The following is an 11,276-nucleotide window of genomic DNA, read 5'->3' as shown; positions in this document are numbered from 1 at the left end:
GGCACGGACACGGCGGGCGCGGACACGGCGAGCACGACCACCTGACGGGGCCGCCGGGCCGGGGATCCGCCCGGCGACGGGCCGGGGACGGCCGGGAGCCGTCCCCGATCCCGACTTCGGGGACGGCCCGGCGGATCGGAGACGCGGATCAGAGACGCGGATCAGAGATAGAGCCCCGTGGAATCCTCCGCGCCCTCCAGGCGCTCGGCCGCCACCGCGTGCAGATCCCGCTCCCGCATCAGGACGTACGCCACCCCGCGGACCTCGACCTCGGCCCGGTCCTCCGGGTCGTAGAGCACCCGGTCGCCCGGCTCCACCGTCCGGACGTTCTGCCCCACCGCCACCACCTCGGCCCAGGCCAGGCGGCGGCCGACCGCGGCGGTCGCGGGGATGACGATGCCGCCCGTGGAGCGCCGCTCGCCCTCCGCGATGTCCGTGCGGACGAGCACCCGGTCGTGCAGCATGCGGATGGGCAACTTGTCATCGTGCGTAACGTTCCGGCTCACGCCATGACGGTACCTGCCCCCGCACCCCCGGAACGCCACGGGCCCGGCATCACCGGACCCACGGGGGCGGGCCGGGAAGGCGGGCCGGCCGCGGTCCGAGGAGACCGGCGGATCCGCCCGTCACGGCAGCGGGAGACGGCCGCCACGGCGGCCCGCGCCACCGGGAGGACGACCGGACGGCGCCCGCCGCCCGGCTCAGCGCCGCCGTCCCCGTCCCCGGAGCGCCCGCCGGCGCCACCGCGCCGGGACGAGACCGTGACCAGCAGGCCCACCACCGCCACCGCGGCCACCGCCGCCGGGACGATCCGCTCCAGCCGCGGCTCGCCCTGCTCCGAAACAAAAGCGCCGCGTACGTCGTTGAGCGCGCGGTTCACCGCCACATAGGCCCGCCCCGCCGTACGGTCCACGGCCGACACGGCCTTCACCTTCGCGTCCCCGACGATCGTCCTCGGGTGCACCCGCACCGCGATCTCGTCGAGCGTCACGGCGAGCTCCTGGCGCCTGCGGGCGATATCCGCCTCGATCTGCGCCGGGGTCCTGGCATCCGACACCGCGCTGCCTCCGTCGTCCTGAGTTGATCGGTGTTTCCGTCCGTGCTGGTCGTCCGCGATGGACAGTCTGTCAGCTCCTGCCCAGCGTTGCCCCCCGGCACCCCAGCCGATCCGTCGTACCGCCCGGTTAATCTCGGGGAGAGCCCTCCGGCCACCGGGGCACTCCGGGCCCCGGAGCCGTCCGGCCGTCCGTCCTGTCACCACCGAGGAGAACCATGAGCGAGCGACTGCAGCCCGGCGACACCGCCCCCGCCTTCACCCTGCCCGACGCGGACGGCAAGCCGGTGTCCCTCGCCGACCACGCCGGCCGCAAGGTCATCGTCTACTTCTACCCGGCGGCCCTCACCCCCGGCTGCACCAAGCAGGCCTGCGACTTCACCGACAATCTGGAGCTGCTGGCGAGCGCCGGCTACGACGTCATCGGGGTCTCCCCGGACAAGCCGGAGAAGCTCGCCAAGTTCCGCGACAAGGAGAACCTGCGGGTCACCCTCGTCGGCGACCCGGAGAAGTCGGTCCTGGAGGCGTACGGCGCCTTCGGCGAGAAGAAGCTGTACGGGAAGACGGTGACCGGCGTCATCCGCTCCACGGTCGTGGTGGACGAGAACGGCACGGTGGAGCGCGCCCTCTACAACGTCAAGGCCACGGGCCACGTCGCCAAGCTCCTCAAGGACCTGTCCGTCCAGCCGGGCGCCTGACCGGGCCGGTGGCTCGTCCGGCGTAACCCGCATCGCCCCTCCTCGTTGCCCAGTTCGACACCACGTCATGTGACCGAATGACGGTGAGCGGGGAGGGGCAAGGCCATGGCACGTCGCGTCTACACCCGAGAGATGCTGTTGATTGCGGCCAGGGCGTCGTCATCGCTGGACGAGGCCGTGCGGCGGTGCGGTGGCACGCCGTCGCCCGGCAGCCGCCGTACCCTGCGGCAGAAAATGCGCGACGCCGGGATTGACATCTCGCACTTCGGGGATCTCCGCGTGAGACACACCGAGGAGCGCCTGCGCGAGGCGGTACGGCTGTCCCACAGCACTGCTGAAGTCGTACGGCGCCTCGGCATCAATCCGGTCGGCGGAAACCAGACGCACATCGCCCGCCGCATCGCGACACTCGGGATCGACACCTCGCACTTCACGATCGTCCGGCCGAGCAGGCCCCGCGGCGCCCTGGGAGACCGGTTGGTGCTGGGCTCGCCGTCCGACGGCAGGGTTCCCGGAAAACGGCTTCTGCGCGAGCTGCTGCGCAGAGGCGTTCCCGAGCGGTGCGCCATGTGCGGCACCGGACCCGTCTGGAACGGCAGACCCCTGCGACTGGAGGTCGACCACATCAACGGTGACTGGTGGGACAACCGCCCGGGAAACCTGCGCCTGCTCTGCCCCAACTGCCACACCGTGACGGACTCCTACCGCGGGCGCAACAACCGGAACCGGCCCCGGCGGGCACCGGCATGAGGGCCCCCCGCCGCTACCCGCCCGACCTCTTGGCCCGTACGGCCGCCGAGTCCAGCAGCCTGGTCGACATGCTGCGTCGGCTCGGAACCCCGCTGGGCTCGGGCTCCCTGGCTTATCTGCGCAGGCGCCTGGACCACTACGGCATCGACTGTGCGCACTTCACCAACGAGCCGCTTCCCGATAGTCCGCGGCGTACGTACCCGCGCGCTCTGCTGGAGGAGGCCGCTGCTCACAGCACCAGCGTCCGCGGCGTGCTGGACCGCATCGGCGTGCCGCCGTACGACAGCGCCTACAGCCATATCCGCCGAAGGCTGGACGCGTTGGGCATCGACACCTCACACTTCACCGGTGGATGGGGGCGCGGACCGGCGCTGCCCCCGCAGAATGAGCTGACGGCGGCCGTCAAGGCTTCGACCAGCATTGCCGGAGTCCTCAGACACCTCGGTCTTCCCGACAACAGCAGTACCCGCCGGCGGATCGCACACGGTCTGAGCGCCTACCGGCTGTCAACGGCGCACTTCACCGGCCAAAGGCAAGGCCGGGGTATCCCCTCGCCCCGCCGGAAAACGGCCGAAGCGATTCTCAGGCCTTTGCCCCCGGGCGCGCCGCGCACCAAGACAGCTCTCCTCCGCCGCGCACTCGACGAGCGCGGGGTACCCCACCGCTGCACAGCGTGCGGAACCGGAAATGTATGGCATGGCAAGCGACTTGTGCTGGAGGTCGACCACATCAACGGTGACCCCTTGGACAACCGGGTCGGCAACCTCCGCTATCTGTGCCCTTCCTGCCACAGTCAGACCAGGACCTTCTCCCGAAGGCGTTCCTCCCGGGAGAAGGCATGAGGCACGCCCCACGCAGTAGAGTGATCCTCTGCAGGGCCCGTACCCCAGCTGGCCAAGAGGGCGCCGGTTTAGGTCCGGTGTGTCGTGGGTTCGAGTCCCACCGGGCCCACATCAGGCAGGCGCAGCACTCCGGGTGCTGCGCCTCTCGTACCATCGGCCCGGCTCAGCCCAGCAGTTCGCGTACCAGCGGGGCCAGGGCGCGGAAGGCCTTGCCGCGGTGGCTGATGGCGTTCTTCTGCTCCGGCGTGAGTTCGGCGCAGGTGCGGGTCTCCCCGTCCGGCTGGAGGACGGGGTCGTAGCCGAAGCCGCCGGTGCCGGCCGGGGTGTGGCGGAGGGTGCCGGTGAGGCGGCCCTCGACGACGCGTTCGGTGCCGTCGGGCAAGGCCAGCGCGGCCGCGCAGGCGAAGTGGGCGCCGCGGTGTTCGTCGGTGATGTCGGCGAGTTGGGCCAGCAGGAGATCGAGGTTGGCCTTGTCGTCGCCGTGCCGGCCGGCCCAGCGTGCGGAGAAGATGCCCGGGGCGCCGCCGAGGACGTCGACGCAGAGGCCGGAGTCGTCGGCGACCGCGGGGTGGCCGGTGGCCCGGGCGAGGGCGTGCGCCTTGAGGAGGGCGTTCTCGGCGAAGGTGACGCCGGTCTCCTTGACGTCCGGGATCTCGGGGTAGGCGTCGGCGCCGACGAGTTCGACGTCTTCGGCGCCGAGGCCCGCGTCGGCCAGGATGGCGCGCAGTTCGGTCACTTTGTGGGTGTTGCGGGTGGCGAGGATCAGGCGCTTCATGGGGAGCGATTATTCCGCCCCGCGCCCCCGCCGGTCCGGCCGGGCGCGATACCGGCCCGCCGTGGCTCCTCTGGGGGCGCTCCGCCGCGGTCCCGCCCCCGGCGGGCGGCCGGGTCCGGGCCGCGCCCGGGGCGGGGGCGCAACAGGGCCGGGTGCGGCGCGCCGGGCCTGATGGGGCGCGCCGCTTCCGTTCGGGCCGGGTCGGCGCCGTCGGCGGAGGACGGGCTGCCGGTGCGGCTCCGCGTCAGCCCGGGGAGCAGACCTGGGTGATCTCGCCCGCGGCGTCCGTGATGGGGGTGAGGTCCGGCGTGCGGTTGTCCTTGATGGCGTCGCGGGCTTCCTGGACCGCCGTGTCGAGCTTCTCAACGGCCTTGCTGAGGTCGGCGTCGTCGGTCTCCTTGCCGAGGGTGTCGACGTTCCGCTCGATGCGGTCGAGGGCGTCGATGGACTCGGCCGGGTTCTCGGCGGCGTCGGTGGCGGCCTGCTGGAGGTCGGAGACGGCCTCGGTGATCGTGGCGGCGGTCCGGGCGCAGTCGAAGGCCTTCTCGACGGCACCGCACCCGGTCAGGAGCGGTACGGCGAGCGCCGCGGCGGCGAGAGCGGTGACGGCGGTGGTGGTACGGCGGCGCGGTGCCATGGACGGCGGTCCTCCCCTGGTGCGGGTGGGCGGACGGGGGCCCGTACGCCCGTACGTACCCGTATTAACGCATGCCCGGGCGGCGGAGTTGTCCCCGGTGCCGCCGCCCGCCCGGATCCGGCCGGGGAACGGCCGGGGAACGGCCAGTGGCCGTGGCCGGTACGTACGGGCCGGCCCCTGCCGTCCTGGGTCCTCGGTACGGGCGCGGCCGGCCCGTCGTATCACGGGGCCGGGACGGCGCGGCACGGTTCAGCCCGGCGGGCAGGGTTCGGGTCGAACCCGGGCCGGACGCGTGCCCGGCAGGCACCGCTCGCCACCGGCACCCCTTGCTCCCGGCACCGCTCGCTCCCGGCCCGCCCGCTCCCGGCCCGCCCGCCGCGGCCGGTCAGGCCGTGGAGTCGAGTGCTGCGCGCTGGGTGGCGCCCAGTTCGGTGCAGCCGGTGACGGCGAGGTCGAGGAGGCCGTCGAGTTCCTCGCGGGCGAAGGGCTGGCCCTCGGCGGTGCCCTGGACCTCGACGAAGCGGCCGTCGCCGGTGCAGACGACGTTCATGTCCGTCTCGGCGGTGACGTCTTCCTCGTAGCAGAGGTCGAGGAGCGGTACGCCGCCGACGATGCCGACGCTGACGGCCGCGACGGTACCGGTGAGGGGCTTGCGGCCGGGTTTGATCAGCTTCTTGCCCTGGGCCCAGCCGATGGCGTCGGCGAGAGCGACGTAGGCGCCGGTGATGGCGGCGGTGCGGGTGCCGCCGTCGGCCTGGAGGACGTCGCAGTCGAGGACGACGGTGTTCTCGCCGAGCGCCTTGTAGTCGATGACGGCGCGGAGCGAGCGGCCGATGAGGCGGGAGATCTCGTGGGTGCGACCGCCGATCCGGCCGCGGACGGCCTCGCGGTCGCCGCGGGTGTTGGTGGAGCGGGGCAGCATGGAGTACTCGGCGGTGACCCAGCCCTCGCCGCTGCCCTTGCGCCAGCGCGGCACGCCCTCGGTGAAGCTGGCGGTGCAGAACACCTTGGTGTCACCGAAGGCGATCAGGACGGAGCCCTCGGCGTGCTTGCTCCAGCCGCGTTCGATCGTGACGGGGCGAAGCTGGCCGGGGGCACGGCCGTCGATGCGGACGCCATCGTTGAGAAGCATGCCCCGACCCTATCGGCTGTCCGGGAGACGCCGTTCCGGTTGTCCGCGGGGGGCCCGGAGATGGCGGGGCGGACGTGAGGCGGGCCCGAGACGGCCCCGGTGCCCGGTCGTCCGGGCCCCGGGGCAGGGGCGGCCCCGGGAGCCACCGAGGGCTCCGGGCGGCGCGGGGAGGCGGCGGGCAGCGGAACCCTCGGAAGTCCGGGGCCGGGTGGCCGGTGACGGGACCGGGCCGCGGGGGAGCGGGCCGGCGCCGTGGCCGGGACCGGCTACATCATGTCTTCGATCTCGGCGGCGATGGGGTCGGCGTCGGTGCCGATGACGACCTGGACGGCGCTGCCCATCTTGACGACGCCGTGGGCACCGGCGGCCTTGAGCGCGGCCTCGTCGACGAGGGAGGGGTCGGCCACCTCGGTGCGGAGGCGGGTGATGCAGCCCTCGACCTCCTCGATGTTGTCGAGCCCGCCGAGCCCGGCGACGATCTTCTCAGCCTTGCTGGCCATGTCCACTCCTGGTGTTCTCGGCACGCTGGTCTCAGCACGCTTCTCTCGGTACTGCGGCGGCCCGCCGACCGCTTCCTCACGCTAACGCACGTTTGGCCCACCTTCGCGGGCATCCGTCCGCCATCTGGCGAAGGATGGCGGACACCGGTGCCGCGCCCGGGGGTGCGGTGGCGTCAGACGCACCCGGCAACTGGTCTACACCAGTATGCCGCGCTTGCCAACCCCTGGGTGGCGGGCCGGTGCGAAGCGAGTGGATCGGGAGGACCGGATGAGTTCGGAGGCCACCACCGCCGGCAGGCGGCCGCAGAAATCCTGGACATCCGTACTCTTCCAGGGACTGCAGAAGATCGGGCGGAGTCTGCAACTTCCCATCGCCGTCCTGCCCGCGGCCGGCCTGCTGGTCAGCCTCGGCAATCTGATCGAGGCCTACGGCGGGGGCGACTTCTGGGGGAAGACCGCCCAGGTGCTGCTGGGGGGCGGCACCGCCATCCTGGACGGGGCGTTCGGGCTGCCGCTGCTGTTCTGCATCGGGGTGGCGATCGGCTTCGCGCGGAAGGCCGACGGCTCGACCGCGCTGGCCGCCGTCGTCGGCTTCCTCGTCTACCACAACGTCCTGGCGGCCTTCCCGGTCGAGGGGTCGGTCACCGAGGCGATGCCGGACGGGGAGCCGCAGAACCCGGGGGTGCTCGGCGGCATCCTCATCGGTCTGCTCACCGCCGTGATGTGGCAGCGCTACCACCGCACCAAACTGGTCGACTGGCTCGGCTTCTTCAACGGCCGCCGGCTGGTGCCCATCATCATGGCGTTCCTCTGCACGATTCTGGGGGTGGGGTTCGGACTGCTGTGGGAGCCGGTGGGCGACGGGCTGACGTGGGTGGCCCGGCAGTTGATCGACATGGGCGAGTGGGGTGCGGGGATCTTCGGGGTCGCCAACCGGCTGCTGATCCCGATCGGTATGCACCAGTTCCTGAACACCTTCTTCTGGTTCCAGGCCGGGGAGTTCGAGGGCGCGGAGGGGGAGACGGTGCAGGGCGATCTGACCCGCTACTTCGCCGGGGACCCGGACGCGGGGCAGTTCATGTCCGGCTTCTTCCCGATCATGATGTTCGGCCTGCCGGCCGCCGCGCTGGCCATCGCGCACTGCGCCCGCCCCGAGCACCGCAAGGCGGTCACGGGCATGATGCTCTCGGTCGGTCTGACCTCTTTCGTCACGGGGGTGACCGAACCGATCGAGTTCTCCTTCCTCTTCGTCGCGCCGGTGCTGTACGGCGTCCACGCGCTGCTGACCGGGGTCTCGATGGCGGTCACCTGGGCGCTGGGGGTGCACGCCGGCTTCAGCTTCTCCGCAGGGCTGATCGACTACATCGTCAACTGGCATCTGGCGACCAAACCCTGGCTGATCATCCCGATCGGGCTGTGTTTCGCGGTGGTCTACTACGTGGTCTTCCGCTTCGCCATCACGAAGTTCGACCTGGCCACTCCGGGCCGGGAGCCGGAAGAGGTGGGAGAGGCCATGGACAAGGGGACCACGGCCCCGTAGCCCGCCGGCCGCTCCCGCCTCTCGCCCTCCGGCCGTTCCCCGTCCCCGGCTCCGCGGCCCTCCGCGCACCCCTGCCCGCCAACCCCCGGACGGCTGTCCCCACTTGCCCTTCCGCAGGCCGAAGCCCCGGTTCCCGTCGCTGGAACCGGGGCTTCCGCGAGTATGCACAGTTGTGATGCCGAAGCTTTGGCCGGAGGCTTCCTCAGCGTTTCGGAGCGTGGTACAAGAGGTCTAAACCACTTGGTGTAGACCGCGCGGCGTGGTGTCCCGACGGGCCGGGGTCCCGGGTCCGCATCCGCTCCGGAAGGAACCCGATGAGTACGACGACTGACAACGCGGCTCCCGCGAAAAAGCGGGGCTCCGGTTTGTGGCAGGGCTTGCAGAAGGTCGGGCGCAGCCTCCAGCTGCCCATCGCCGTCCTGCCCGCCGCCGGCATCCTGCTCCGCCTCGGCCAGCCCGACGTCTTCGGTGCGGACGGCCTGGAGTGGGGCAAGGTCGCGGCCGTCTTCGCCACGGCCGGCGGCGCGATCTTCGACAATCTGCCGCTGCTGTTCTGCATCGGTGTGGCCATCGGCTTCGCCAGGAAGGCGGACGGCTCCACCGCGCTCGCGGCCCTCGTCGGCTTCCTGGTCTACAAGAACGTCCTGACCGCGTTCCCCGTCGCCGAGGCGCAGGTCAAGGAGGGCGCGGACGTCGCGGCGCAATACCACAACCCCGGGGTGCTGGGCGGCATCGTGATGGGTCTGCTGGCCGCGGTGTTCTGGCAGCGCTACCACCGCACCAAGCTGGTCGACTGGCTCGGCTTCTTCAACGGCCGCCGGCTGGTACCGATCATCATGGCCTTCGTCGGCACGCTGGTGGGTGTGGTGTTCGGGCTGGTATGGGGTCCGATCGGGGACGGTATCCACGCGGTCGGCGAGTGGCTGACCGGGCTGGGCGCGCTGGGCGCCGGTCTCTTCGGCCTGGTCAACCGGGCGTTGATCCCGGTCGGTATGCATCAGTTCGTGAACACGGTGGCCTGGTTCGAGATCGGCTCGTTCAAGGACGGGGCCGACACCGTCACCGGTGACCTCAACCGGTTCTTCGCCGGCGACCCGAGCGCCGGGCTCTTCATGACCGGCTTCTTCCCGATCATGATGTTCGGTCTGCCGGCCGCCGCGCTGGCCATCGCGCACTGCGCCCGTCCCGAGCGCCGCAAGGCCGTGCTGGGCATGATGCTCTCGGTCGGCCTGACCTCGTTCGTGACCGGCATCACCGAGCCGATCGAGTTCTCCTTCATGTTCATCGCGCCGCTGCTCTACGCCCTGCACGCGGTGCTGACGGCGATATCCATGGCGGTCACCTGGGCCCTCGGCGTACACCACGGGTTCACGTTCTCCGCCGGCTTCATCGACTACACGCTGAACTGGCATCTGGCGACGAAGCCCTGGTTGATCATCCCGGTCGGCCTGGTGTTCGCGGTGGTCTACTACGTGGTCTTCCGCTTCGTCATCACCAAGTTCAACCTGCCCACCCCGGGCCGGGAACCGGAGGAGGAGGTCGAGGACCTCACCAAGGCCTGACCTCACGGAAGGCCTCACGGGAACGAGAAGCGCGGCCGTGCCGGACATCCCGGCACGGCCGCTGCCGTTTCGCGGCGGGGGAACGGATTCCGCGGCGGGGGAACGGCTCGGCAGGAGGGGAAACGGGACCCGGGTGGGACCATGGAACCCGGATCCCGTTACCGCTCCCGCCGAGCGTTCCCGCGCCGGTTACAGCTCGTAGACGGCGCCCGGGCGGGCGAGTTCGACGGGGCCGTCGAAGACCTCGCGCGCGTCCCGGAGGTTCACGGAGGCGTCCGTCCACGGCGGGATGTGGGTCAGCACCAGCCGCCCCGCCCGGGACCGCTGCGCCTGCTCCCCGGCCTCCCGGCCGTTGAGGTGCAGTTCCGGCAGGTCCTCCTTGCCGTGGGTGAAGGACGCCTCGCAGAGGAAGAGGTCGGCGCCCTCGGAGAGGCCCGCCAGCGCCTCGCAGGGGCCGGTGTCGCCGGAGTACGTCAGCACCCGGCCGCCGTGCTCGATGCGGAAGCCGTAGGCCTCCACGGGGTGGCTCACCTCGTCGGTGTGGACGGTAAAGGGGCCGATCTCGAAGGTGCCGGGCTTGAGCGTGCGGAAGTCGAAGACCTCGCTCATCGACTTCTCGGAGGGCACGTCGTCATAGGCGGCGGAGAGCCGCTGCTCCGTGCCCTCGGGCCCGTAGACCGGGATGGCGGCGGGACGGCCGCCCTCGTACCGGTAGTAGCGGGCCACGAAGTAGCCGCACATGTCGATGCAGTGGTCGGCGTGGAGATGGCTCAGTATCACGGCGTCGAGGTCGTAGAGACCGCAGTGGCGCTGCAGCTCGCCCAGGGCGCCGTTGCCCATGTCGAGGAGCAGCCGGAAGCCGTCGGCTTCGACGAGGTAGCTCGAACAGGCCGAGTCCGCGGAAGGAAACGACCCGGAGCAGCCGACGACGGTGAGCTTCATGAAGCGGGAACCTCCGAGGGCTTCAGTCCCCCGGCTGGTCTTGGCGCGGGGGAGGATCCGGGGGCCGTACGGTTTGTCGAGCGTAAGGCGCGAAAGGGCTGGTCGCCCCTCTGTCGCGGGCTGTTGTGGGGGAACTCACCCGGCACTTCACCGGTACGGGGGTGAAACCGGCGGAGGGTTCGGTTCCGGGGGCGCGGACCGAACGTCCTGTTCGCGGGGCGGGGTGCGGTGGAGGCAGAGCGGTGTGGGCATACGGTCGGGAGCCGGCCGGTCCGGGAAAGGTGTGTGGTCATGGACACATGGGTGTGGGTGGCGCTGGCCGTGGTGGTGGTCCTGGCGCTGGTGGCGTCGGTGGTGGACGGCTGGGGGCGGGTGCACCGCCGGGCCGTGCCCGCCGCCGCCCGGGGGCGGCTCCGGCCGCCGGGGCGGCCCGGGAGCGGCCGCGGCCCGGGCCCCGTACCCGTCCGGGCGTCCGCCCGGGGAAGCGGCCCGCCGGGGCGTTGCCGGCGCCCCGGGCGCGGGAGATCTGGTGGGCGGACGTGCCGTACGAGGACGGTCCGGGGTCGAAGGACCGGCCCTGTCTGGTGCTGTCGGTGCGCGGGGGCTCGGCCCGGGTCGTGAAGATCACCAGCCGGGACCAGGGGGCGCGCCCGGGGGTCGTGGAGCTGCCGCCGGGCTCGGTCGGTGACCGGGCGGGCCGGAGGAGCTATCTGACGGACGAGCTGCGGGACGTGCCGCTGGCGGAGTTCCGGCGCCGGGTCGGCGAGGTGGACCGTTCGGTGTGGAGCCGGGTCCGGCATCTCGCGGGGTGACGGTGGCGGCCTCCCGCGCGGTGCGCGGGAGG

The 11,276-nt window shown here is 71.8% G+C and carries 10 protein-coding genes, 1 tRNA gene and 3 pseudogenes; 7 read left to right on the top strand and 7 right to left on the bottom strand.

Going from position 1 to position 11,276, the window contains the following annotated elements; translation table 11 throughout:
- Positions 1-161: 161 nt before the first annotated feature.
- Both E4N63_RS20335 and E4N63_RS20330 read right to left on the bottom strand, forming a co-directional pair.
- Positions 162-506 (bottom strand): co-chaperone GroES, encoded by a 345-nt coding sequence (locus tag E4N63_RS20335; RefSeq protein ID WP_230241367.1) that lies wholly within the window; start codon positions 504-506, stop codon positions 162-164.
- A gap of 236 nt (positions 507-742) precedes the next feature.
- A pseudogene (locus E4N63_RS20330) lies at positions 743-1,057 on the bottom strand (DUF3618 domain-containing protein); the annotation flags it as partial.
- Between the two features lie 215 nt (positions 1,058-1,272).
- Between E4N63_RS20330 and bcp the strand changes: the two are divergent.
- From bcp to E4N63_RS20310, 4 genes are all read left to right on the top strand, one after another.
- A complete protein-coding gene (gene bcp, locus E4N63_RS20325; RefSeq protein WP_125624413.1) occupies positions 1,273-1,752 on the top strand; it encodes a thioredoxin-dependent thiol peroxidase in 480 nt (159 codons plus the stop codon).
- Between the two features lie 279 nt (positions 1,753-2,031).
- Positions 2,032-2,502, top strand: coding sequence for an HNH endonuclease (locus E4N63_RS20320; RefSeq protein WP_374112805.1), 471 nt, complete (start codon positions 2,032-2,034; stop codon positions 2,500-2,502).
- Entirely contained in the window at positions 2,499-3,344 is an 846-nt protein-coding gene (locus tag E4N63_RS20315) for an HNH endonuclease (RefSeq protein ID WP_230241366.1), read from the top strand. The genes E4N63_RS20320 and E4N63_RS20315 overlap by 4 nt, the downstream gene beginning before the upstream one ends.
- 33 nt (positions 3,345-3,377) lie before the next feature.
- A tRNA-Leu gene (locus E4N63_RS20310) sits at positions 3,378-3,453 on the top strand.
- A 54-nt stretch (positions 3,454-3,507) separates the two neighbouring features.
- Here E4N63_RS20310 and rdgB read toward each other — a convergent pair.
- The 4 genes and pseudogenes from rdgB to E4N63_RS20290 all read right to left on the bottom strand — a co-directional run.
- Positions 3,508-4,119 carry an RdgB/HAM1 family non-canonical purine NTP pyrophosphatase gene (rdgB, locus tag E4N63_RS20305; RefSeq protein WP_125624416.1) on the bottom strand — a complete coding sequence of 204 codons (612 nt, stop codon included), beginning with the start codon at positions 4,117-4,119 and terminating at the stop codon, positions 3,508-3,510.
- A gap of 244 nt (positions 4,120-4,363) precedes the next feature.
- Positions 4,364-4,756: a hypothetical protein gene (locus E4N63_RS20300; protein ID WP_125624417.1), complete on the bottom strand. Its 393-nt coding sequence runs from the start codon at positions 4,754-4,756 to the stop codon at positions 4,364-4,366.
- A 385-nt stretch (positions 4,757-5,141) separates the two neighbouring features.
- Positions 5,142-5,888 (bottom strand): ribonuclease PH, encoded by a 747-nt coding sequence (rph, locus tag E4N63_RS20295; protein WP_125624418.1) that lies wholly within the window; start codon positions 5,886-5,888, stop codon positions 5,142-5,144.
- A gap of 266 nt (positions 5,889-6,154) precedes the next feature.
- Positions 6,155-6,424 (bottom strand): annotated as a pseudogene (locus E4N63_RS20290) (glucose PTS transporter subunit EIIB); the annotation flags it as partial.
- 232 nt (positions 6,425-6,656) lie between these two features.
- On the opposite strand from E4N63_RS20290, the gene E4N63_RS20285 reads away from it, so the two are divergent.
- Both E4N63_RS20285 and E4N63_RS20280 read left to right on the top strand, forming a co-directional pair.
- Entirely contained in the window at positions 6,657-7,928 is a 1,272-nt protein-coding gene (locus E4N63_RS20285; RefSeq protein ID WP_125624419.1) for a PTS transporter subunit EIIC, read from the top strand.
- A gap of 314 nt (positions 7,929-8,242) precedes the next feature.
- On the top strand, positions 8,243-9,490 hold the full coding sequence (locus E4N63_RS20280; RefSeq protein ID WP_125624420.1) for a PTS transporter subunit EIIC: 1,248 nt from the start codon (positions 8,243-8,245) through the stop codon (positions 9,488-9,490).
- A 189-nt stretch (positions 9,491-9,679) separates the two neighbouring features.
- Here E4N63_RS20280 and E4N63_RS20275 read toward each other — a convergent pair whose 3' ends face one another.
- A complete protein-coding gene (locus E4N63_RS20275; protein ID WP_125624421.1) occupies positions 9,680-10,432 on the bottom strand; it encodes an MBL fold metallo-hydrolase in 753 nt (250 codons plus the stop codon).
- A gap of 291 nt (positions 10,433-10,723) precedes the next feature.
- Between E4N63_RS20275 and E4N63_RS31560 the strand changes: the two are divergent.
- A pseudogene (locus E4N63_RS31560) lies at positions 10,724-11,244 on the top strand (type II toxin-antitoxin system PemK/MazF family toxin).
- Positions 11,245-11,276: the final 32 nt, after the last annotated feature.

It is taken from the genome of Streptomyces sp. MNU89, from assembly GCF_020982505.1.
GTDB classification, from domain to species: domain Bacteria; phylum Actinomycetota; class Actinomycetes; order Streptomycetales; family Streptomycetaceae; genus Streptomyces; species Streptomyces xinghaiensis.
The sequence above is the reverse complement of the archived record's forward strand: the minus strand, read 5'-3'. Positions and strand labels throughout refer to the sequence as shown.

Excerpts from the sequence above, each read along its gene's own strand:
- bcp (WP_125624413.1), top strand. The coding sequence starts at position 1,273 with ATGAGCGAGCGACTGCAGCCCGGCGACACCGCCCCCGCCTTCACCCTG.
- E4N63_RS20315 (WP_230241366.1), top strand. The coding sequence starts at position 2,499 with ATGAGGGCCCCCCGCCGCTACCCGCCCGACCTCTTGGCCCGTACGGCC.
- rdgB (WP_125624416.1), bottom strand. The coding sequence starts at position 4,119 with ATGAAGCGCCTGATCCTCGCCACCCGCAACACCCACAAAGTGACCGAA.
- E4N63_RS20300 (WP_125624417.1), bottom strand. The coding sequence starts at position 4,756 with ATGGCACCGCGCCGCCGTACCACCACCGCCGTCACCGCTCTCGCCGCC.
- rph (WP_125624418.1), bottom strand. The coding sequence starts at position 5,888 with ATGCTTCTCAACGATGGCGTCCGCATCGACGGCCGTGCCCCCGGCCAG.
- E4N63_RS20285 (WP_125624419.1), top strand. The coding sequence starts at position 6,657 with ATGAGTTCGGAGGCCACCACCGCCGGCAGGCGGCCGCAGAAATCCTGG.
- E4N63_RS20280 (WP_125624420.1), top strand. The coding sequence starts at position 8,243 with ATGAGTACGACGACTGACAACGCGGCTCCCGCGAAAAAGCGGGGCTCC.
- E4N63_RS20275 (WP_125624421.1), bottom strand. The coding sequence starts at position 10,432 with ATGAAGCTCACCGTCGTCGGCTGCTCCGGGTCGTTTCCTTCCGCGGAC.